The organism is Endozoicomonas sp. PH6C (assembly GCF_059322965.1).
Genome location: NZ_CP185342.1, coordinates 995,794 through 1,018,516 on the forward strand (window position 1 = coordinate 995,794; position 22,723 = coordinate 1,018,516).

The 22,723-nt window shown below is 48.5% G+C and carries 14 protein-coding genes; 2 read left to right on the forward strand and 12 right to left on the reverse strand.

Translation table 11 applies throughout. From position 1 onward, the window contains the following. Positions 1-41: 41 nt before the first annotated feature. From ACOMG9_RS04035 to ACOMG9_RS04065, 7 genes are all read right to left on the reverse strand, one after another. Entirely contained in the window at positions 42-2,153 is a 2,112-nt protein-coding gene (locus ACOMG9_RS04035; RefSeq protein WP_448215876.1) for a hypothetical protein, read from the reverse strand. A gap of 175 nt (positions 2,154-2,328) precedes the next feature. Next, positions 2,329-4,128, reverse strand: a complete 1,800-nt coding sequence (locus ACOMG9_RS04040; RefSeq protein ID WP_448215877.1) for a hypothetical protein — start codon at positions 4,126-4,128, stop codon at positions 2,329-2,331. A gap of 136 nt (positions 4,129-4,264) precedes the next feature. Next, a complete protein-coding gene (locus ACOMG9_RS04045) occupies positions 4,265-6,292 on the reverse strand; it encodes a hypothetical protein (protein ID WP_448215878.1) in 2,028 nt (675 codons plus the stop codon). Between the two features lie 210 nt (positions 6,293-6,502). Beyond that, positions 6,503-8,605, reverse strand: coding sequence for a hypothetical protein (locus tag ACOMG9_RS04050; protein WP_448215879.1), 2,103 nt, complete (start codon positions 8,603-8,605; stop codon positions 6,503-6,505). Positions 8,606-8,775: 170 nt separating this feature from the next. After that, positions 8,776-10,026, reverse strand: coding sequence for a hypothetical protein (locus ACOMG9_RS04055; protein ID WP_494529814.1), 1,251 nt, complete (start codon positions 10,024-10,026; stop codon positions 8,776-8,778). 19 nt (positions 10,027-10,045) lie between these two features. Further along, positions 10,046-10,420 carry a hypothetical protein gene (locus ACOMG9_RS04060; RefSeq protein ID WP_494529815.1) on the reverse strand — a complete coding sequence of 125 codons (375 nt, stop codon included), beginning with the start codon at positions 10,418-10,420 and terminating at the stop codon, positions 10,046-10,048. Between the two features lie 173 nt (positions 10,421-10,593). Then, positions 10,594-10,965: a hypothetical protein gene (locus ACOMG9_RS04065; RefSeq protein ID WP_448215881.1), complete on the reverse strand. Its 372-nt coding sequence runs from the start codon at positions 10,963-10,965 to the stop codon at positions 10,594-10,596. Between ACOMG9_RS04065 and ACOMG9_RS04070 the strand changes: the two genes are divergently transcribed. Together ACOMG9_RS04070 and ACOMG9_RS04075 are read left to right on the forward strand one after the other, a co-directional pair. Then, on the forward strand, positions 10,964-11,890 hold the full coding sequence (locus ACOMG9_RS04070; RefSeq protein ID WP_494529816.1) for a HipA domain-containing protein: 927 nt from the start codon (positions 10,964-10,966) through the stop codon (positions 11,888-11,890). The genes ACOMG9_RS04065 and ACOMG9_RS04070 overlap by 2 nt on opposite strands. After that, entirely contained in the window at positions 11,875-12,624 is a 750-nt protein-coding gene (locus ACOMG9_RS04075; protein WP_494529817.1) for an HIRAN domain-containing protein, read from the forward strand. Before ACOMG9_RS04070 ends, ACOMG9_RS04075 begins: the two co-directional genes overlap by 16 nt. 81 nt (positions 12,625-12,705) lie before the next feature. On the opposite strand, the gene ACOMG9_RS04080 is transcribed toward ACOMG9_RS04075, so the two are convergent. From ACOMG9_RS04080 to ACOMG9_RS04100, 5 genes are all read right to left on the reverse strand, one after another. Then, positions 12,706-12,888, reverse strand: coding sequence for a hypothetical protein (locus ACOMG9_RS04080; RefSeq protein ID WP_448215883.1), 183 nt, complete (start codon positions 12,886-12,888; stop codon positions 12,706-12,708). Between the two features lie 178 nt (positions 12,889-13,066). Next, positions 13,067-16,180 carry a hypothetical protein gene (locus ACOMG9_RS04085; RefSeq protein WP_494529818.1) on the reverse strand — a complete coding sequence of 1,038 codons (3,114 nt, stop codon included), beginning with the start codon at positions 16,178-16,180 and terminating at the stop codon, positions 13,067-13,069. A 178-nt stretch (positions 16,181-16,358) separates the two neighbouring features. Then, positions 16,359-18,467: a hypothetical protein gene (locus ACOMG9_RS04090; RefSeq protein ID WP_494529819.1), complete on the reverse strand. Its 2,109-nt coding sequence runs from the start codon at positions 18,465-18,467 to the stop codon at positions 16,359-16,361. Positions 18,468-18,854: 387 nt separating this feature from the next. After that, positions 18,855-20,819 carry a hypothetical protein gene (locus ACOMG9_RS04095; RefSeq protein WP_448215886.1) on the reverse strand — a complete coding sequence of 655 codons (1,965 nt, stop codon included), beginning with the start codon at positions 20,817-20,819 and terminating at the stop codon, positions 18,855-18,857. A 78-nt stretch (positions 20,820-20,897) separates the two neighbouring features. Beyond that, positions 20,898-22,640 (reverse strand): hypothetical protein, encoded by a 1,743-nt coding sequence (locus tag ACOMG9_RS04100; RefSeq protein ID WP_448215887.1) that lies wholly within the window; start codon positions 22,638-22,640, stop codon positions 20,898-20,900. Positions 22,641-22,723 lie beyond the last annotated feature (83 nt).

Sequence of the window (22,723 nt, forward strand, 5' to 3'; positions counted from 1 at the left end):
GTGAGCGTGTTTTTCTGTCAAAAAACTTCTGCTAAAGGTCGTTACTTATTCACATTACCTTGCGGAAGGCTGAGACCGTCTTTCCGGTTCGCATCAACAGGCTTGCGTTTTCGATGGGTCCTTTTATGCGCAGACAGGGCCATTGCATTCTGGTAAACCTTTCCGCATGGTCGCAGCTGACCATTCTCCCCGAGCACGGTCACATCACAGGTTTGTTGCCCGGTGTGGGTGCTTATTTTGTGATACCTTAGAGCGCTGACATTCTTGCAGACCGTTCCGCAAGGTCGCGGCTGACCATCCTCTGCGACCATGGTTACCTGACAGGTTTTTTTCCCGTTGTGTTGTTTGAATTTATGAGAGGAGAGAGAACCTGCACTATTGCAGAGTTTCCCGCATGGCCGCAGCTGACCATCCTCCCCAACCACGGTCACATCACAGGTTCTTTGCCCGGTGTGAGCGCTTTTTTTGTGGCTCGACAGGGCGCCGGAATTCATGCAGACCTTCCCGCATGGTTGCGGTTTATCATCCTTGCCGAGCACGATTACTTCACAGGTTTTTTGCCCACTGTGACATCCAAACTTGTGAGACGACAAGGCTCTGGTGCTTTGGAAGACCTTTCCGCAAGGCCGCTGCTGGCCATTCTCTGCGATCAGGGTCACGTCACAGGTTTGTTGCCCGGTGTGGGCGTATCTTTTGTGATCGGAAAAGGCGCTGGCATTCTTGCAGACCTTCCCGCAAGGCCGCAGCTGACCAGCCTCACCGACCACGGTTACATTACAGGTTCTTGGCCCGGAGTGGACACTTGTTCTGTGACTCCACAGGGCGAAGACACTCATGCAGACCTTTCCGCATAGACGTTCCTGACCATCCTCTGTGACCATTGTGATTTGACAGGTTTGCTGCCCGGTGTGTGTCCTTCCTCTGTGGCTCGACAGGGCACTGGCATTCTTGCAGACCCTTCCGCATGGTCGTTCCCGACCATCCTCTGTGACTATTATGACGTTACAGGTTTGTTGCCCGGTGTGGGCACTTCTTCTGTGATTCGACAGGGCAACGGCATTTTTCCAGACTTCCCCGCATGGTCGCAAACGGCCATCCTCCCCGACCACGGGTGCGAGACAGGTTTTTTTACCGGAGTGGACTTTTCTCTGGTGATCAAAAAGGGATTGAACGCTTTTGTAGACTTTCTCGCAATTTCGTAGCTGACCATCCTCATCAAGCGTTGTCAGGTTACAGGGGACTGGCTCTGGAGGGGGGGTTGTATTGGCCGGGTTGTCATCCATGTCATATCCCTGAAAAAGTTGGCCAGAAGCGCATTGGAGTTGAATGGTAAAGAGATTATTTGATGTTTCATACGCAGAAGCAGAATGCCTGATGCAACAATAGCAGAGGCAATCATGGGGGCATGGGTTTTGTTCGGGTGTTGTTGCTGTAAGGCTCGCCAGACTTTCTTCAGATTTCAGCACCCTTTCAGTTGACCCTATGCTTTCGGAAGATGGTCGGAAGTTACAAACGCCACGACAGGGGTGAACGAAACAATCTATACCCAAAGTATGTACGTGTTGTTGAGGGTCTTCGAAGCCGTCACCGGAGCCAGAAGACAGAGGGTTGGTGAAAGCGTTTGTTGGCTGGCGGGTTGTTTGTGGGGCTTGTTGGCCAGATGACTCTGGTAGCTGGCTTTGTGGTTGTTGGACATATCCGGAGCCGTGTATCATAGTCGTGATTGCAAAAGGCTGGTTCCCCTGGGTCAACCTCATTTCTGATTGTTCAATCGGTTTAAACATCGGTGAGTCGGGGTTCCAATAGCTTTTCAAAAGCCAGCCGACAGTGACAATCCTTTCTACCGGTGGCCATGAATAAGAGGTAGCGCCCGGAGGGTGGGCTTTGCTGGTCATGATCAGTTCGAAGGCAACCAGCAAATTAGTGGCGTAAAGCAATTGCCAGGAAATCGACTCAATCAGGTTTTTTTTTACTTCGTAACCGAAAAAGCATCGTCGTTTATAATCAGAGAGTAAATTTGGTGTTATAAAACCGTTTTTGTCGGCAATATCTGACGTATCATACGACAGTATATGCTGGTTTGGTTTTACAGAAAAACTCTGTTTTGAAAAAGTTGCATCCTGCTGTATTTCGACAATATAACGTCTTGTCAACGTTTCGGTCTGACAGGCTACAGTCAGGGAAAGTAGCAGCAAAGGTGCCGCAAAGAGTGAGTATTTAATGATTTTATCCTTGCCTCCAGATATACAGAGAGGAAGGATAGATCAAGAAAGTAAGCCTGTTTTTTTGTCAGAAAGCTTCTGTTAAAGGTCGTTACTTCCCATTATCTTATGGAGGGCTGAGACTGTCTTTCTGGTTTGTATCAACAGGCTTGCGTTTTCGATGCATTCTTTTGTGCACAGACAGGGTTTTGGCATTCTTGAAAACCTTTCCACATGGCCGGGGCTGACCATCCTTTCCGACCAGGGTCACATCACAGGTTTTTTGCCCACTGTGCTTTCTTTGTTTGTGATCTGACAGGATATAGGCATTCTTGAAGACCCTCCCACACAATTGTGGTTTACCATCCTTGCTGATCACGAGTACTGCACAGGTTTTTTGCCCGCTGTGGCATCCAGCCTTGTGAGATGAAAGGGCTTTGGCGTTCTTGCAGACCCTTCCGCATGGTCGCTGCTGGTGACCCTCTCCGACCACGATCACGTCACAAGTTTCTTGCTCGGTGTGGGCGTCTCTTTTGTGACTCGACAGGAGACCGGCATTCTTTAAGACCTTCCCGCAAGGCCGCAGCTGACCATTCTCATCGACCACGGTTACATCACAGGTTCTTTGCCCGGAGTGGGCGTTTTGTTTGTGATTCGACAGGGCGTCGGCATTCTTGCAGACCTTTCTGCATGGCCGTTCCTGACCATCCTCTTTGACCACTATGACGTCACAGGTTTGTTGCCCGGTGTGCGTCTTTCTTTTGTGATACCCAAGGGTGCTGGCATTCTTGCAGACCTTCCCGCATGGTCGCAGCTGACCATCCTTCCCGACCACGAGCGCGAGACAGGTTTTTTTACCGGAGTGGTATGCTCTTTTGTGATTCAAAAGGGAAAAAGCGCTCTTGTAGACTTTCTCGCAATTTCGTAGCTGACCATCCTCATCAAGTATTGTCAGGTTACAGGGGACTGGCACTGGAGCGGTTGTATTGACCGGGTTGTCATCAATGCCATGTCCCTGAAACAGTTGGCCAGAAGTGAATTGGAGTTGAATGGCAAAGAGATTATTTGATGTTTCATTTGCAGAATCAGAATGCCTGATGCAACGATGACAGAGACTATTATGGGGGCATAGGTTTTGTCCGGCTGTTGCTCCTGCAGGGCTTGTCAGACTTTCTTCAGATTTCAGCACCCTTTCAGTTGACCCTATGCTTTCGGAAGATGGTCGGAAGTTACAAACGCCATGACAGGGGTGAACGAAACAATCTATACCTAAAGTATGTGCGTGTTGTTGAGGGTCTTCGAAGCCGTCACCGGAGCCAGAAGACAGAGGGTTGGTGAAAGCACTTGTTGGTCGGCTGTTGGCTTGTGGGGCTTGTTGGCCAGATGATTCTGGTAGCTGGCTTTGTTGATGTGGTTGTTGTTGGTTATAGCCGGAGCCGTGCATCATAATAGTGATCGCAAAGGGCTGATTCCCCTGTGTCAACCTCATTTCTGATTGTTCAAACGGTTGAAACAGCGGTGAGTCGGGGTTCCAATAGCTTTTCAAAAGCCAGCCGACAGTGACAACCCCTTCTATCGGTAGCCACGAATAAGAGGTAGCACTCAGAGGAGGGGCTTTGCTGGTCATGATCAGCTCGAAGGCAACCAGCAAATTCGTGGCGTAAAGTAACTGCCGGGAAATCGACTCAATGAGGGTTGTTTTTATTTCGTAACTGAAAAATTTTTGTCGTTTATCATCACAGGGTAAATCTGGTGTTTTAAAACAGTTTCTTTCGGAAATATCCGATATAATATACGACATTAAGCGTTTATTTGACTTTATAGAAAAGCTCTGTTTTGAAAAAACTGCATCCTGTTGAATCTCGACAATAAAGCGTCTGGTCAAGGTTTCGGCCTGGCAGGCGACAGTCAGCAAAAGTGGCAGCATAGGAGCCGCTAAGAGTGAGTATTTAATGATTTTATCCTTGCCTCGGGGTGTACAGAGAGGAAGGATAGATCAAGAAAGCAAGCGTGTTTTTCTTTCAAAAACCTTCTGCTAAAAGTTTTTGCTTATTCACTTTACCTTATGGAGGGCTGACAGCGTCTTTCTGGTTCGCAGCAACAGGCTTGCGCTTTCGGTGTATTCTTTTGTGCACAGACAGGGCTTTGGCATTCTTGTAAACCCTTCCACATGGCCATTGCTTGCCATCCTCCCCGACCGTCATAACGTCACAGGCTTGTAGCCCGGTGTGAGGCCTTCTTTTGTGATCACATAGAGCGCTGACATTCTTGTAGACCTTCCCGCATGGCCGCTGCAGGCCATACTCATCGACCACGATCACATCACAGGTTTTTTGCTCGCTGTGGTATCCAAGTTTGTGAATCCATAAAGCTTTGGGGTTCTTGCAGACCGTTCCGCAAGGTCGCTGCTGGTCATTCTCTTCGACCACGGTCAGGTTACAGGTTTTTTTCCCGGTGTGCTGGTTAAATTTATGACACGAGAAAGATTGAGCACTCTTGCAGAGTTTTCCGCATGGCCGCGGCTGACCATCTTTCCCGACCACGATCAGGTCACAGGTTCTTTGAGCGGTGTGGGCGTTTCTTTTGTGATGCGACAGGGTGATGGAATTCTTGCATACCCTCCCGCATGGTTGCGGTTTATCATCTTTGCCGACCACGATCACTTCACAGGTTTTTTGCCCGCTGTGGTATCCACGCTTGTGAAACGACAAGGCTCTGGTGCTCTTGCAGACCGTTCCGCAAGGTCGCTGCTGGCCATCCTTTTCGACCACTGTCACGTCACAGGTTTGTTGCCCGGTGTGGGTCCTTATCTTGTGATTCGACAGGGCACCGGCATTTTTCCAGACCGTTCCGCAAGGTCGCTGCTGGCCGTCCTCTTCGACCACTGTAAAGTTGCAGGTTTGTTGCCCGCTGTGGACCCTTCTTCTGTGATTCGACAGGTTACTGGCATTTTTGCAGACTTCCCCGCATGGTTGCAGCCGACCATCCTTCTCGACTACGGTCGCGAGACAGGTTTTTTTGCCGGTGTGGATTTTTCTTTGGTGATTCAAAAGGGATGCAACACTCTTGTAGACTTTCTCACAATTGCGAAGCTCGCCATCCTCATCGACCATTGTCAGGTGACAGCTGACTTGTTCCACAGCGGCGGTTGTATTGACCGGTTTGTCATCAATGCCATGTACCTGAAATTGGTCGCCAGAAGCCCATTGGAGTTCAATGATAGAGGGATCACTTGATGTTTCATTTGCAGGATCAAAATTCCAGATGCAACCATAGCAGAGACAATTATGGGGGCATGAGTTTTGTCCGGGTTTTGCTTCTGTAAGGCTTGCCAGACTTTCTTCAGAATTCAGTGACCTTTCATCTGGCCCCATGTTTTCGAAAGATGATCGGAATATACAAATGCCATGACAGGGATGGACGAAACAATCTAAACCTAAAGTATGTGCTTGTTGTTGAGGGTCTCCGAAGCCGTCACCAAAGCCAGAATGCAGAAGGCTGGTGAAAGAGCCTGTTTGTTGGCTGATGGCTTGTGGTGCTTGTTGGCCAGATGACTCTGATAGCTGGCTTTGTTGTTGTGGTTGTTGTTGGTTATATCCGGAGCCGTGCATCATAGTAGTGATCGCAATGGGCTCATTCCCCCGTGCCAACCTCACTCCTGATTGTTTAATCGGTTTAAAAAACGATGAGTCGGGGTTCCAATAGTTTTTCAAAAGCCAGCCGACAGTGACAATCCCTTCTACTGGTGAGCATGAATAAGAGGTAGAACCCGGAGGGTCGGTTTTGCTGGTCATGATCAGTTCGAAGGTAACCAGTAAATTCGTGGCGTAAAGCAACTGCCATGAGATCGATTCAATGAAGGTTGTTTTTACTTCGTAACTGAAAAATCTTTGTCGTTTATCATCAGAGGGTAAATCTGGTCTTTTAAAGCCGTTTTTTTCGGTAATATCTGACGGGTTATCCGACAATGCACGTTGGTCTTGCTTTAAAGAAAAACTCTGGTTTGAAAAAGCTGCATCCTGTTGAAGCTCGACAATATAGCGTCCGGTCAAGGTTTCGGCCCGACAGGCGACAGTCAGCAAAAGTAGCAACAGAGGTGCCGCGAAGAGTGAGTATTTAATGATCTTATCCTTGCCTCCGGATATAGAGCGGGTCGCAAAACTCTGGTTTCCATGCTCTCAGGCCCTGTGGGTCCCAGCGTGGGAACGATTTGTTGGAGTTTCGTGACACCTTCTATACAGAGAGGAAGGATAGATCAAGAAAAAACCTTCTGCTTAAGGTCGTTGCTTATTCACATTACCTTATGGAGGGCTGAGGCCGTCTTTCTGGTTCGTATCAACAGGCTTGCGTTTGCGATGTGTTCTTTTGTGCACAGACAGTGTTTTGGCATTCTTGTAAACCTTTCCACACAGGCGCTGTTGGCCATCCTCATCGGCCACGGTCACATCACAGATTTTTTGCCCGGTGTGGGCGTTTTTTTTGTGATCCCAGAGGACATGTCTATTCTTGTAGACCTTCCCGCACGGTCGTTGCTGGCCATCCTCATCGGCTACTATCACATCACAGGTTTTTTGCCCGGTGTGCTCGCTTCTTTTATGATCACCAAGAGCTTGGATATTTTTGCAAACCTTTCCGCATGGCCTTCGCTCGCCATCCTTCCCAACCATCATAACGTCACAGGTTTGTTGCCCGGTGTGGGTACCTCTTTTGTGATCATAAAGGGCTATGGTATTCTTGCAAACCTTTGCGCATGGCCGTCGCTCACCATCCTCCCCAACCATCATAACGTCACAGGTTTGTTGCCCGGTGTGGGCGCTTTTTTTGTGATACCCCAGGGCGCTGACATTTTTGAAGACCTTGCCGCATGCTCGAGGTTGGCCATCTTCTCCTGTCTCGGTTACTTTACAGGTTTGTTGCCCGGAGTGGTATCTGTTTCTGTGATTCGTCAGGGCTCCAACATTCTTGCAGATCAGCGTGCATGGCCTTTGCTGGCCATCCTCTCCGAGCATCATAACGTTACAGGTTTGTTGCCCGGTGTGAGCGCTTCTTTCGTGATACCGTAGAGCGTGGACATTCATGCACACCTTCCCGCATAGCCGCTGCTGGCTATCCTCATCGGCAAGGATCATAGTGCAGATTCTTTGCCCCATGTGCTTTCTTTTTTTATGATCTGAGAGGATAATGGCATTCTTGCAGACTCTCCCGCATGGTTGCGTTATACCATCCTCTCCGACCACGATTACTTCACAGATTTGCTGCCCAGTGTGCATTTTTCTTTTGTGGCCCGACAGGGCACTGGCATTTTTCCAGACCTCCCCGCATGGTCGCAGTCGGCCATCCTCTCCGAACACGGGTGCGAGACAGGTTTTTTTGCCAGTGTGGATTTTTCTTTGGTGATTCAAAAGGGATTGAACACTCTTGTAGACTCTCTCGCAACACCGTAACTGGCGATCCTCATCGACCATTGTCCGGTTACAGCTGACTTGCTCTGCAGGGGCGGTTGTATTGACCGGGTTGTCATCAATACCATATACCTGAAATAGTTGGTCAGAAGCCCATTGGAGTTGAATAGCAAAGGGGTCATTTGATGTTTCATTTGCAGGATCAGAATGCCAGATGCAACGATAGCAGAGACAATTATGGGGGCATGAGTTTTGCTCAGGTACTGCTCCTGATAGGCTTGCCAGACTTTCTTCAAAATTCAGCGACCTTTCATCTGGCCCCATGTTTTCGAAAGATGGTCGGAATTTACAAATGCCATGACAGGGGTGGACGAAACAATCTAAACCCAAAGTATGTGCGTGTTGTTGAGGGTCTGCGTAGCCGTCACCGGAGCCAGAAGACAGAGGGTCGGTGAAAGAGCCTGTTTGTTGGCTGGTGGCTTGCGGGGCTTGTTGGCCAGATGACTCTGATAGCTGGCTTTGTTGTTGTGATTGTTGTTGGTCATATCCGGAGCCGTGCATCATAGTGGTGATTGCAAAAGGCTGATTCCCCTGTGTCAACCTCATTTCTGATTGTTCAATCGGTTTAAACAGTGCCGGGTCGGGGTTCCAATAGCTTTCCAAAAGCCAGCCGACAGTGACAATCCCTTCTATTGGTGGCCATGAATAAGCACGGGCACCCACAGAAGAGGCTTTGCTGGTCATGATCAGTTCGAAGACAAGCAACAAATTCGTGGCGTAAAGCAACTGCCGGGAAATCGACTCAATGAGGGTTGCTTTTACTTCGTAACTGAAAAAACTTTGTCGTTTATAATCAGAGGGTAAATCTGATCTTTTAAAGCCATTTTTATCGGTAATATCTGACGGGTTATCCGACAATGCACGTTGGTCTTGATTTATGGAAAAACTCTGCTTTGAAAAAGCTGCATCCTGTTGAAGCTCGACGACATAGCGTCTGGTCAAGGTTTCGGCCTGACAGGCGACAGTCAGCAGAAGTAGCAGCAGAGCTGTCGCAAAGAGTAAGTATTTAATGATTTTATCCTTGCTTCCGGATATACAGAGAGGAAGGATAGATCAAGAAAGCAGGCGTGTTTTTCTGTTAAAAAACCTTCTGCTAAGGGGCGTTACTTACCTTATGGAGGGCTGTGACCGTCTTTCTGGTTGGTATCAACAGGCTTGCGTTTGCGATGTGTTCTTTTGTGAATAGCCAGTGCTTTGGCATTCTTGTAAACTTTTCCACATGGCTGCTGTTGGCCATCCTCGTCGGCCACGATCACATCACAGGTTTTTTGCCCGGTGTGAGTGTTTTTTTTGTGATACCTTAGAGCACTGACATTCTTGTATACCTTTCCGCAAGGTCGCTGCTGGCCATCCTTTCCGATCAGGATTACGTCACAGGTTTTTTGCCCGGTGTGGTGACTGAATTTATGACACGAGAGGGATTGAGCACTCTTGCAGAGTTTCCCACATGTCTGCGGCTGACCATCCTCCCCGACCACGGTCATATCACAGGTTCTTTGTCCGGTGTGGGCGCATTTTTTGTGATTCGACAGGGCGCTGGCATTCATGCAGACCTTTCCGCATGGCCGTTCCTGACCATCCTCTGTGACCATTATGACTTCACAGGTTTGCTGCCCACTGTGGGCCCTTCTTTTGTGATTCGACAGGGCACCGGCATTTTTCGAGACCTCCCCGCATGGTCGCAGTCGGCCATCCTTCCCGACTACCGGCACGAGACAGGTTTTTTTACCGGAGTGGACTTTTCCTTTGTGATTCAAAAGGGTTTTGATACTCCTGTAGACTTTCTCGCAATTCCGTAGCTGGCCATCCTTACCGACTATTGTCAGGTCACAGGTGACTTGCTCTGCAGGGGCGGTTGTATTGACCGGGTTGTCATCAATGCCATCTAACTGAAATAGTTGGCCTGAAGTGCATTTGAGTTCAATGGCAAAGGGATCATTTGATCTTTCATTTTCAGGATCAAAATGCCATATGCAACGAAAGCAGAGACAGTCATGGGGGCATGGGTTTTGTCCGGGTGTTACTTCTGTATAGCTTGCCAGACTTTCTTCAAAATTCAGCCAGCTTTCATCTGGCTCTGTGTTTTCGAAAGATGGTCGGAATTCACAAATGCCATAACAGGGGTATACGAAACAATCTAAACCTAAAGTATGTGTGTCTTGTTGAGGGTCTCCGTAGCCGTCACCGGTGCCAGAAAACAGAGGGCTGGTGAAAGCGCCTGTTTGTTGGCTGGTGGCTTGCGGGGCCTGTTGGCCAGATGATTCTGATAGTTGGCTTTGTTGTTGTGGTTGTTGTTGGTCATAGCCGGAGCCGTGCATCATAGTAGTGATTGCAAAAGGCTGATTCCCTTGTGACAACCTCATTTCTGATTGTTCAATCGGTTTAAACAGCAGTGAGTCGGGGTTCCAATAGCTTTTCAAAAGCCAGCCGACAGTGACAATGCCTTCTGCGGGGAGCCATGAATAAGTAGCACCCAGAGGGGGGGGCTTTGCTGGACATGATCAGTTCGAAAGCAAGCAGCAAATTCGTGGCGTAAAGCAACTGCCAGGAAATCGATTCAATGAGGGTTGTTTTTACTTCGTAATTGAGAAATCTTTGTCGTTTATTATCAGAGGGTAAATCTGGTCTTTTAAAGTCGTTTTTGCCGTCAATATCTGACGGTTTATCCGACAGTGAACGCTGGTCTGGCTTTATAGAAAAACTCTGGTTTGAAAAAGCTGTATTCTGTTGAAGCTCAACAACATAACGTCTGGTCAAGGTTTCGGCCTGACAGGCGACAGCCAGAAAAAGTAGCAGCAGAGTTGTCGCAAAGAGTGAGTATTTAATGATTTTATCCTTGCCTCCGGTTGTACAGAGAGGAAGGATAGATCAAGAAAGCAAGCGTGATTATCTTTCAAAAACCTTCTGCCAAGGGTCGTTACTTATTCACATTACCTTATGGAGGGCTGAGACCGTCGTCCATCCTCCCGGACCAGGGTCACATCACAAGTTTGTTGCCCGGTGTGGTGGCGTCTTTTGTGATTCGAGAGTGCCTGGCTATTCTTGAAGACCCTCCCGCAAGGCCGTCGCTGGTCCTTCTCGTCGACCATTATAGCGTTGCAGGTTTGTTGCCCGGTGTGGTATCTGCTTTTGTGGCATGACAGGGCTCGAACATTCTTGCAGACTATTCCGCATGGTCGTGGTTGGCTGTCCTTCCCGAGTATTATAACCTTGCAGGTTTGGTGCCCGGAGTGGCTACTTCCCATGCTAATGAACGGCCAGGTCACCGTTAAATAACCCAAGAAAGCCAGGAACCCCGGCATGACAACACCCTATAAAATCATCGATATCAGGGAGGAGATGGACTCGCCGGAGGATCTCGGCACCAAGGAGAAATCCTGGTATACCTGGCAGAAACAGAAATGGCTGTTTAAAAAGTCACGCCCGTTAACCGGGGAGCACTGGTCGGAAAAGGTGGCAGAGCAACTTTGCGTGCAGTTGGGTATTCCCCACGCCACCTATGAGATGGCCCGCTTTCAGGGCAATATTGGTGTCACCAGCCCAAGTATTATTACTGATCGTACCCGTTGGCGGATGACTTTGGGTAACCAGCTGTTAATGTCCACTGATAACACCTACCCCGGCGATGAACAACAACGGTTTGTCCGGGTCAGAGAACATACGGTGGCACGGGTAATGGGTATTCTTGAAACCGCAAAAAGTGGTATTCTTCCGCCCTTTAAGGAGAAATTCCCCGAGTTTATGGATGCTGCTGGCGTGTTTACCGGCTACCTTATGCTGGATGCACTGATCAGCAATCAGGATCGGCACCATGAAAACTGGGCGGTTTTACTGGACGATGCCAGCGGTAAAAAGTACCTTTGCCCAACTTATGATCACGCTTCCAGCCTTGGCTGCACAGAGCGGGATGATACCCGGCAGAAACGCCTGTCCACAAAGGACCGGGGGTTTTCCGTTGCGGCATACGTCAGGAAAGCCAGTTGTGCACTCTATAGGTCCAAAGCCGACAACAAACCATTGAAAACCATGGATGCTTTTATTGTTGCCAAAGAAATGCAGCCCCGGGCTGCAGGCTTCTGGCTGAAAAAACTCAGCTTGCTGTCCGAGGCTGAAATAGGTCAGCTACTACAGCGAATACCAGAGGAGGTAACAACCCTCATAGCCATTCAATTTGCTGAACAAATGATTTTAGAAAATAGAAGGAGTCTACTATGCACACATCGGTAAACAGCGTATTTTTAGCCTGGCAGGACCCGTTAAAAAGAGAGTGGCACCCGGTGGGCAAGTTGACTCGGAACGGCGATCATTACCAGTTTCAATACACTCGGGGAGCTGGCTATAGTGAACGGTTTACACCGTTTACCGGCATGGAGGATTTAACCAAGGTTTATCGGTCTGAACGGTTGTTCCCCCTGTTTGCCAATCGCCTGTTATCAGAACGTCGGCCTGAATATAAGCTTTTATTATCCTGGCTGGGCCTGGAGGGACAAAATTGCCCACTGCTTATCCTGGCCAAAACCGGTGGTACTAAAAGTACTGATAATTTGCAGGTCTTTCCTGAAGTGCAGCAGGATACAACGGGTTCCTTTGAGTTCGACTTTTTTGTTCACGGCGTACGCTACGTTGCGGACTCCGCCCGTGCTCGTATCAAAACCCTGCAATCCGGCGATCCGCTTCTACTTATGCAGGATATTCAGAACCCGGCAGATCACCAGGCGATCGCTATTCGCACCACCGAGACACCGGAGATTGTTGGTTATTGCCCACGATATCTGGCGAAGGGCATTCATCAATTGATCGGTCAGAGAGCTGATCTCACACTTGCGGTCAACCGGGTTAATGACGATGCGCCTTTGTACTATCAGCTGATGTGCACACTGACAGTGAAGACAGAAGATACAAAACCACAGTGTAAACTTTTTAATGACGAAGGGTTTAAACCCTACTCACCCGCTTTGTGATGATACCGTGAATCATCATGCAAAATATGTGAACTCGACTAGCTTTGAAAAAAATGACTTTGGGACTGCAAATACAACCATTTACTGACCACATGTCAGGATGTGGCCGGTCAGCATGATGAGCTTGTTGATAGTTATAAAGCCATTTTTGTCGGCAATATCTGACGGATTATACGACAGCGAACGCTGGTCTGGCTTTATAGAAAAACTCTGGTTTGAAAAAGCTGTATTCTGTTGAAGCTCAACAACATAACGTTTGGTCAAGGTTTCGGCCTGACAGGCGACAGCCAGAAAAAGTAGCAGCAGAGTTGTCGCAAAGGGTGAGTATTTAATGATTTTATCCTTGCCTCCGGATGTACAGAGAGGAAGGATAGATCAAGAAAGCAAGCGTGATTATCTTTCAAAAACCTTCTGCCAAGGGTCGTTACTTATTCACATTACCTTATGGAGGGCTGAGACCGTCTTTCTGGTTTGTATCAACAGGCTTGCGTTTTTGATGTGTTTTTTGGTGCCTGGACAGGGTAATTGCATTCTTGCAAACCTTTCCACATTGCTGCGGCTGTCCATCCTCCCGGACCAGGGTCACATCACAAGTTTGTTGCCCGGTGTGGTGGCGTCTTTTGTGATTCGAGAGTGCCTGGCTATTCTTGAAGACCCTCCCGCAAGGCCGTCGCTGGTCCTTCTCGTCGATCATTATAGCGTTGCAGGTTTGTTGCCCGGTGTGGTATCTGCTTTTGTGGCATGACAGGGCTCGAGCATTCTTGCAGACTATTCCGCATGGTCGTGGTTGGCTGTCCTTCCCGAGTATTATAGCCTTGCAGGTTTGGTGCCCGGAGTGGCTACTTCTTTTGTGATTACAAAGGGCTTGGCTACTCTTGCGAACTGATCCGCATGGCCGTCGCTCGCCATCCTCCCCGACCATCATAATCTGGTTCGCATCAACAGGCTTACGTTTTCGATGCATTCTTTTGTGCTTAGACAGGGTATTTTTATTCTTGTAAACCTTTCCACATGGCTGCGGCTGACCATCCTCCCCGACCACGGACACATCACAGGTTTTTTGCGTGGTGTGGGTGCTCCTTTTGTGATCTGACAGGACCTGGTAATTCTTGCAGACCCTCCCGCACGGCCTTTGCCGGTCATCTTCGCCGACCAATACAGCGTTGCAGGTTTTTTGTCCGGTGTGGTATCTGCTTTTGTGACATGACAGGGCTCGAGCACTCTTGCAGACTTTTCCGCATGGGCGAGGTTGGCCATTCTCCCCGATCACGGTCGCGTCACAGTTTTGTTCCGGGGTGTGGAAGCTTCTTTTGTGGACCGACAAAGCACTATAATCCTTGCAGAGAGTCCCGCATGGCTGCTGCTGGCCATCTTCATCGGCCACGATCACATCACAGGTTCTTTGCACCATGTGGACGCTTCTTTTATGAATGAACAGCGTTTTAGCGCTCCTGCAGACTTTTCCACATGGGTATGTTTGACCATCCTTCCCGACCATTATGAAGTCGCAGACTTGTTGCCCGGTGTGACCTTTTTTTTTGTGATCCCGGAGGGTATGTTTATTCTTGTAGACCTTTCCGCATGGTCGCTGCTGGCCATCCTCTGTGACCATTGTGATGTCACAGATTTGTCGCCCGGAGTGCTCTCTTCTTTTGTGATTCGACAGGTCACAGGCACTCCTGCAGATCGTTCCACAAGGTCGTGGTTGGCTGTTCTCCCCGGATATTATAACGTCGCAGGTTTGTTGCCCGGTGTGGGTACTTCTTTTGTGATTACCAAGGTCCCGGTTATTCTTGAAAACCTTTCCGCATGGCCGTCGCTGGTCATCCTCCCCGGCCATCATAACGTCACAGGTTTGTTGCCCGGTGTGAGCTCTTCTTTTGTGCTCCTGCAGAATGCTGACACTCTTGCAGACCATCCCGCATGGCCGCAGATGGCCATCCTCATCGGTCACGATCACATCACAGGCTTTTTGCCCGCTGTGATTTCTTTTTTTGTGATCTGACAGGCTATGGGCATTCTTGCAAACATTTCCGCATGGCCGTTGCTGGCCATCCTTCCCGACCATCATAACGTCACAGGTTTCTTGTCCGGTGTGAGTGGTTTCTTTATGGTAGCTCAGAGCGTAGATATTCTTGCAGACCGTTCCGCAAGGTCGCTGCTGGCCATCCTCTGAGACCAGGGTCACATCACAGGTTTTATTTCCGTTGTGTTCTCTGAATTTATGACACGAGAGAGATTGAGAACTTTTGCAGAGTTTCCCGCATGGCCGCTGCTGACCATTCTCCCCGACCACGGTCACATCACAGGTTCTTTGCCCGGTGTGGGCATTTTTTTTGTGATCTTTCAGGGCTCTGACATTCATGCAGACCTTTCCGCATGGCTGTTCCTGACCATCCTCAGTGACCATTATGACTTCACAGGTTTGTTGCCCGGTGTGCGCCGTTATTCTGTGATACGTCAGGGCATTGGCATTTTTCCAGACCTTCCCGCATGGTCGCAACCGGCCATCGTTTCCGACCACGGGCACAAGGCAGGTTTTTTTACCGCAGTGGACTTTTTTTTTGTGATTCAAAAGGGATTTGACACTCTTGTAGACTTTCTTGCAATTCTTTAGCTGGCCATCCTTGTCGACTATTGTCAGGTTACAGGCGACTTGCTCTGCAGGGGCGGTTGTATTGACCGGGTTGTCATCAATGTCATGTACCTGAATTAGTTGGTCAGAAACGCATTGGAGTTGAATGGCAGAGGGGTCATTTAATGTTTCATTTGCAGGCTCAGAATGCCAGGTGCAACGATAGCATTGACAATTATGGAGGCATGAGTTTTGTCCGGGTGTTGCTTCTGTGTGGCTAGCCAGGCTTTCTTCAGAATTCAACGACCTTTCAGCTGGCTCCATGTTTTCGGAAGATGATCGGAATTTACAAACGCCATGACAGGGCTGGACGAAACAATCTAAACCCAAAGTATGCGCGTTTTTTTGAGGGCCTCCATGGCCGTCGGAGCCAGAAGACAAAGGGCTGGTGAAAGCGCTTGCTGGCTGGCTGGGGGCTTGCTGGCCAGATGACTCTGGTGACTGGCTGTGTTGTTGTTGGCCATAGCCGGAGCTGTGCATCATAGTAGTGATTACAAAAGGTTGATTCCCCAGTGTCAACTTCATTTCTGATTGTTCAATCGGGTTAAACAGTGGTGAGTCGGGGTTCCAATAACTTTTCAAAAGCCAGCCGACAGTGACAACCCCTTCTATCAGTGGCCATGAATAAGAGGTAGTACCCAGAGGAGGGGCTTTGCTGGTCATGATCAGTTCGAAAGCAACCAGCAAATTTGTGGCGTAAAGCAACTGCCAGGAAATCGACTCAACGAGGGTTGTTTTTTCTTCGTAACTAAAAAAACTTTGTCGTTTATCATCAGAGGGTAAATCTGGTATTTTAAAGCCATTTTTGTCAGCAATATCTGACGGATTATACGACAATGAACGTTTGTGTTTTTTTATAGAAAAACTCTGGTATGAAAAAGCTGCATCCTGTTGAAGCTCAACAACATAACGTCTGGTCAAGGTTTCGGCCTGACAGGCGACAGCCAGAAAAAGTAGCAGCAGAGTTGTCGCAAAGAGTGAGTATTTAATGATTTTATCCTTGCCTCCGGTTGTACAGAGAGGAAGGATAGATCAAGAAAGCAAGCGTGATTATCTTTCAAAAACCTTCTGCAAAGGGTCGTTACTTATTCACATTACCTTATGGAGGGCTGAGACCGTCTTTGTGGTCCGCATCAACAGGTTTGCGTTTTCGATGTATTCTTTTGTGCTCAGACAGTGCTCTGACATTCTTGTAAACCTTTCCACATGGCTGCTGTTGGCCATCCTCGCCGACCAATATAGCGTTGCAGGTTTGTTGTCCGCTGTGGTATCTGCTTTTGTGACATGACAGGGCTTGAATACTCTTGCAGACCTTTCCGCATGGCCGGGGTTGGCCATTCATTCCGACCACGGTTACGTCACAGTTTTGTTTCACGTTGTGGACGTTTCTTTTGTGGCACAACAAAGCTTTATTATTCTCGAAGAGAGTCGCGCATGGCCGCTGTTGGCCGTCCTGCCCGACCACCATAAGGTCACAGATTTGTTGCCTGTGGGCGTTTCTTTTGTGGTCGTGCAGGATTTTAGCATTCCAGCAGACTTTTCCGCATGGGTGTGTTTGACCATCCTCCCCGACCACCATGAAGTCACAGATTTGTTGCCCGGTGTGGGAGTATTTTTTGTGATGCCAGAGGATCCGTTTATTCTTGTAGACCTTCCCGCATGGCCGCCGCTGGCCATCCTCTGTTACCATTACGACGTCACAGGTTTGTTGCACGGTGTGCTCATTTCTTTTGTGTTCCGACAGGCTTTCGGCACTCCTGCAGATCGTTCCACATACTCGTGGTTGGCTGTCCTCTCTGAGTATTATAAAGTCGCAGGTTTGTTGCCCGGTGTGGGTGCTTCTTTTGTGATCGCAAAGGGCTCGGCTATTCTTGCAAATCTGTCTGCATGGCCGTTGTTGGCCATCTTCCCCGACCATCATAACGTTACAGGTTTGTTGCCCGGAGTGGTCCTGTCTTCTGTGATTGGACAGGGCTTTAGTATTCTTACAGACTTTCCCGCATGTCCGTGGCTGGTTATCCTCCCCGGTTACTGTCTTGTTACAGGTCATTTGCTTGCTGTGAATGCCTCTTTTGTGCTCCGACAGGGTTTTGGCATTCTTGAAGACCTTCCCGCACGGTTGCTTTTGGCCATCCTCCCCGATTAGGGTTAAGTCACAGATTTTTTTCCCGGAATGGACTCTGCCTGCGTGTCCCAACAAGGCTTGTGTACTTCTGAAGACTTTTCCGCAAAGTCGCGACTGGCCACCACGCCCGACCACTATCAGATTACAGCTATATGCAAAATTGCTATCAATGCCATTTGGTTGAAATAGTTGGCCAAAAGCCCATTGGAGTTGAATGTCAGGAGGATCATTCGATGTTTCTTTTGCATTATCAGAATGTCTGATGCAACGATAGCAGTGACTATTGGCCAAATGGGGGCATGAGTTTTCCCAGTGTGTTGCTCCTGCATGGTTTACCAGACTTTCTTCAACATTCAGCGACCTTTGAACGGGGTCTACGTTTTCATAAGATGGCCGAAATTCGCAAACGCCATGACAGGGATGGACGAAACAATCTAAACCCAGAGTGTGTAAGTATTGTTGAGGGTCTCCGGAGCCGTTGCCATAGCCAGAATATTGAGGGTCGAAAAAAGAGCTTGCAGGTTGACTGGTGGCTTGAGGGGCTTGTTGGCCAGATGACTCTGATAGCTGGCCCTGCGGTTGGTTGTTTCCAGAGCCTTGCATCATAGTGGTGATCACAATCGGCTGATCCCACCGTGCCAACATAGATGTCATCTCTTGTTGTTCAATCTGATTAAACATCGGTGAATCGGGGTTCCAATAACTTTTTAAAAGCCAACCGACAACGACAACCGCTTCTACCGGCAGCCATGAATGGGAGGTGGCGTCCACAGGCATGCCTTTGGTGGTCAGGGTCAGTTCATGGGCAGCCAGCAGGTTCGCAGCGTAGAGCAACTGCCAGGATATCGACTCAATAATTGCTGCTCTAATACCGTAACTGTAAGGTTTGTGTCGTTTGACTTCAGGTGGCAGTTTCTTTTCTGAATGGTTGGTTTTATCTGCAATGTCTGGCAGATCATCCGGCAATGTGCGCCGGTGTGTTGTTATCGAAAAGCTCTGGTTTGAAAAACTTGTATCCTGTTGAAGCTCGACAATAAAACCCAATGTCAACGGTTCGGCCTGGCAGACGTCAGAGAGCAGCAACAGCAGCCCCGCAAAGATTGAGTGTTTAATAATTCTATCCCTGCATTCTGGTTTACAGAAAAGAAGGATAGATCAAAATAATAAGTGTGTTTTTCTTTCAAAAATCTTCTCTTTAAGATCGCTAATTAATTCGCTCTAGCAGCCTGTCGGACTTAAGCGTCCGTAGCGAGGATTGCAAGAAATTGAGGATAAAAATCTCTGTTTCTGAGGAGAATAGCGAGCTATTTGACGAAGAAACAGGGATTTTTAGACCAATTTATTGCAACCGCACGACTGCATGGATGCAGGAGCTAGAGCAACGCAGGAGCAGTTGCCGTGTAGGACAGTCTTAAGTCCGACAGGCTGCTAGCTTCTGGAAGGCTGAGGTTACCGTCCTGTTAAAGATCGTTACTTACTCACTTTACCATTTGGAGGACTGAGGTCATCATCCTGGTCCACATCGACAGATTTGCGTTTTAGATGATATCTTCTTTTGTGATCAGAAAGGGTCAGATTATTCTTAAAGACCTTTCCGCATGGCCTCTGCTGGGCGTCTTTTTCAGCCATGATCACGTCGCAGGTTTGCTTCCCACCGTGGACTCTGTTTTTGTGAGCCCAGATGGTATAAGAATTCTTGCAGACCATCCCGCATGGCTGAGGCTGGCCATGTTCTCCAACAATCTTCACGTCACAGGTTCTTTGTAGGCTGTGGTTTCTTTTTTTGTGATCCGACAGGGTTCCAGCACTATTGCAGATCTTCCCACATGGCCGTTGCTGACCATTCTCTCCGACCACTGTTAGGTTACAGGTTTTTTGCCCGCTATGATTCCTTATTTTGTGACTCGAAAGGGCTAAAGCATTTTTGCAGACTCTCCCGCATGGCTGTTGTCGGCCATCTTTCCCAATCACTGTTGCGCCACAGGTTTTTTCCCCGGTGTGGTATCTGGATTTATGAGTCGAAAGGGCTCTAAAATTCTGGCAAACTGCCCCGCATGGCCGCTGCTGACCATCCTCCGCGACCTCTATTTCATCACAGGTTTTTCGTCCGGTGTGGCGTCTGCCTTTGTGATCCGACAGGAAAACAGAGTTCCTGCAGACTTTCCCGCATGGCCGCTGCTGACCATCATTTCCAACCACAGCGACGTTACAGGTTTTTGGCCCACAATGGTATTTGCTTTTATGAGACGTCGGAGATTTGTCGTTTTTGCAAACCACCCCGCATGGTTGTTGCTCGCCACTCTCCCCGACCGCAGTCACCTCACAGTTTTTTTGCCTTGTATGGATTCTTCTTTTCTGATTCGACAGTGCTTGAGTACTTTGAAAGGCTTTCCCGAATTGCCGCAGATGGTCATCTTCCGCGACCACTACCGCGTTGCAGGTTGCTTGCTCGGCTGGAGCCCTTATATCGGTTGTGCCTGCACCCGTTGAGTCCGGGGCGACTCCTTCAAGGTTGCAGCTATTGGCCGGGTTGCCATCAATGTGAAGTGCCTGAGATAGTTCGCCAGAAAAACATTGGAGTCGAATGTCAGGGGAATCATTCGATGTTTCTTTTACAGGATCAGAATGACTGATGCAAAGATAGTAGTGTCTATTGGCCAAATAGGTAGATGAATTTTGTTTGGGAGTTGCTTTTGTAAGGTTTGTCAAGCCTTCAACAGGCGATCGAAATTTACAAACGCCATAACAGGGATGGACGAAACAATCTAAACCAAGAGTATGTTGCTGTTGTTGAGGGTTCTCGTTATCTTCGTCAGAGTCGGAATACAGAAGGCTGGTGAAATAGCCTATCGGATGGCTGGGGGCTGCTGCGGGGGCCTGCAGACCCGATGATCCTGAAGGCTGACCTTGTTGTTGGTTATTTCCAGAGCCAGGCATCATAGTGGTAATCACAAACGGGTGATCCTGACTTATCTCTTGTTGTCGAATCAGATTAAGCAGCAATGAATCCGGGTTCCAATAGCTTTTTAAAATCCAGCCGAAAGCGACAACCGTTTCTACTGGTAGCCACGAATAAGGGGCAGAGCTCAGAAGGGCATCTCTGGAGGTCAGGATCACTTCGAGGGCAACCAGTAGATTCGTGGCGTAAAGCAACTGCCGGGAAATCGACCCAATCAAGGTTGCTTTTACCTCATAATATTTTTGTCGTTTATAATAAGATGGTAAAACTTGTCCTGTATGGCGGCTTGTTTCGGCATTGACTGACGGGTTACCCGATAATCTCTGGTCTTTGTTTAATGGAAAGCTTTGGTTTGGAAAACCTGAATCCTGTTGAAACTCGACCATAAAACGTCTTGTCAACGGATCGGCTTGAGCGGTGGCAGACAGGGAATGTAGTAGTAACAGCGATGCCACAAAAAGTGAGTGTTTAATCATTCTATCCTTGAGTTCCGGTCTACAGAGAGGAAGGATAGATCAAAAAAATAAGCGTGTTTTTCTGTCAAAAGCCTCCTGTTAAATATCGTTACTTACTTTACCTTTTGAAGGGCTGTGGTCATCGTGCTGCTCCAGATCAACAGGCTTGCGTTTTCGATGATATCTACTTTTGTGCTCAGACAGGGATTTAAGATTCCGGTAGACCTTCCCGCATCGTCGCCGCTGGCCATCCTTCGCGACCACCATCGAGTTACAGGTTTGTTCCCCTGTGTGGTCTTTTTTTTTGTGAAACCACAATGCTTGAGCGTTAAGGAAGATTTTTCCGCATGTTTGCGACTCCTGATCTTCTCCAACAATGTGCTCGTCACAGGCTCTTGGTAGGTTGTGGTTTCTTTTTTTGTGTTCCGACAGGGTTCCGGCACTTTTGCAGATCTTCCCGCATGGTTGCTGCCGACCATTCTCTGTGACCATGTTTACGTCACAGGTTTTTTGTCCGCTGTGCTGCTTGCTTTTATGTTCCGAAAAGGCACTGAAATTTTTGCAGACCTTCCCGCATGGCCGTGGCCGACCATCTTTTGTGACCACAGTTACGTCACAGGTTTTTTTCCCGGTGTGGATTCTTCTTTTGTGATCCCAGAAGTCTTTAGGGTTCTTGCAGACCATCCCGCATGACCGCTGCTGGCCATCTTTTGTCACCACTGTTATATCACAGACAGGTTGCCCGCTGTGGTGCCTGAGTTTATGAGATGACAGGGCTCTGGAGTTTCTACAAACCAAGCCGCATGGACGCTGCTGACCATGCTCCCCAACCACAATTACTTCGCAGGTTTGTTGCTTGCTGTGAATGCCTTTTTTGTGTTCCGACAGGGCTCGTGCTGTCCTGTAGACCTTTCCGCATGTTTGCAGCTGGCCACCACTCTTAAACACTATCAAGTTGCACCTATTGGCCGGTCTGTTATTCATGCTATATATCTGAGATTGCTGGCCAGAAGCGTATTCGAATTGAGTAGCAAGGCGGGGATTCGATGTTTCGATTTCAGGATCAGAATACCTGACGCAACGATAACAATGATTATTGACCAGATGCGGGCATGAGTTTCGTGCGGGTTCAGATTCTGCAGGGCTTGCCAGACTTTCGGAAGGTGGTCGGAATATACAAACGCCATTGCAGGGATGGACGTAACAATCTAAACCCAAAGTATGTGAGTGTTGTTGAGGGTCTCGGTTATCTTCGCCGACGCCGGAATACAAAAGGCTAATGAAAGAGCTTAGAGGGTTGGTGGGTGTTTCGGGGGGGGGCTGGTCCGATGCAGCTGATGGTTGATCTTGTGGTTGGTTATGTTCAGAGCCACGCATCATAGCAGTAATCACAAACGGGTGATCCTGACTTATTTCTTGTTGTTGAACCCGATTCAGAAGCAGTGAATCTGGGTTCCAATAGCTTTTTAAAAGCCAACCGACAGCAGCAACCGTTTCTTCCGGTAGCCATGAATAAGGAGCGGGGCTGAGAGAGGTGTCTCTGGTGGTCAGGGTCAGCTCGAAGGCAACCAGCAGATTCGTGGCGTAAAGTAACTGCCAGTAAATCGACTCAATGAGGGTTGTTATTATCTCGTAACTGACACGCTTACGTCGTTTATAATAGGTAGGTAAATCTGGTCCTGCATCGCCGTTTAAGTAGACAATGACTGACGGGCTACCGGACAATAGACGCCGGTCTGTCTTTATTGAAAAGCTCTGGTTTGGGAAACCTGCATCCTGTTGAAGTTCGACAATAAAGCGCCCCGTCAACGGTTCCGCCTGACAGGTGAAAGACAACAACATTAGCAGCAACAGCAGTGCCGCAAAAAGTAAGTGTTCAATAATTCTATCCTTGCATTCCGGTTTACAGAGAGGAAGGATAGATC

Bases quoted from the DNA above. Each gene is read 5' to 3' on its own strand.
- ACOMG9_RS04040 (WP_448215877.1), bottom strand. From the start codon at position 4,128: ATGCTGCCACTTTTGCTGACTGTCGCCTGCCAGGCCGAAACCTTGACC.
- ACOMG9_RS04055 (WP_494529814.1), bottom strand. From the start codon at position 10,026: ATGAGGTTGTCACAAGGGAATCAGCCTTTTGCAATCACTACTATGATG.
- ACOMG9_RS04070 (WP_494529816.1), top strand. From the start codon at position 10,964: ATGACAACACCCTATAAAATCATCGATATCAGGGAGGAGATGGACTCG.
- ACOMG9_RS04065 (WP_448215881.1), bottom strand. From the start codon at position 10,965: ATGCCGGGGTTCCTGGCTTTCTTGGGTTATTTAACGGTGACCTGGCCG.
- ACOMG9_RS04075 (WP_494529817.1), top strand. From the start codon at position 11,875: ATGCACACATCGGTAAACAGCGTATTTTTAGCCTGGCAGGACCCGTTA.
- ACOMG9_RS04095 (WP_448215886.1), bottom strand. From the start codon at position 20,819: ATGATTAAACACTCACTTTTTGTGGCATCGCTGTTACTACTACATTCC.
- ACOMG9_RS04100 (WP_448215887.1), bottom strand. From the start codon at position 22,640: ATGTTGTTGTCTTTCACCTGTCAGGCGGAACCGTTGACGGGGCGCTTT.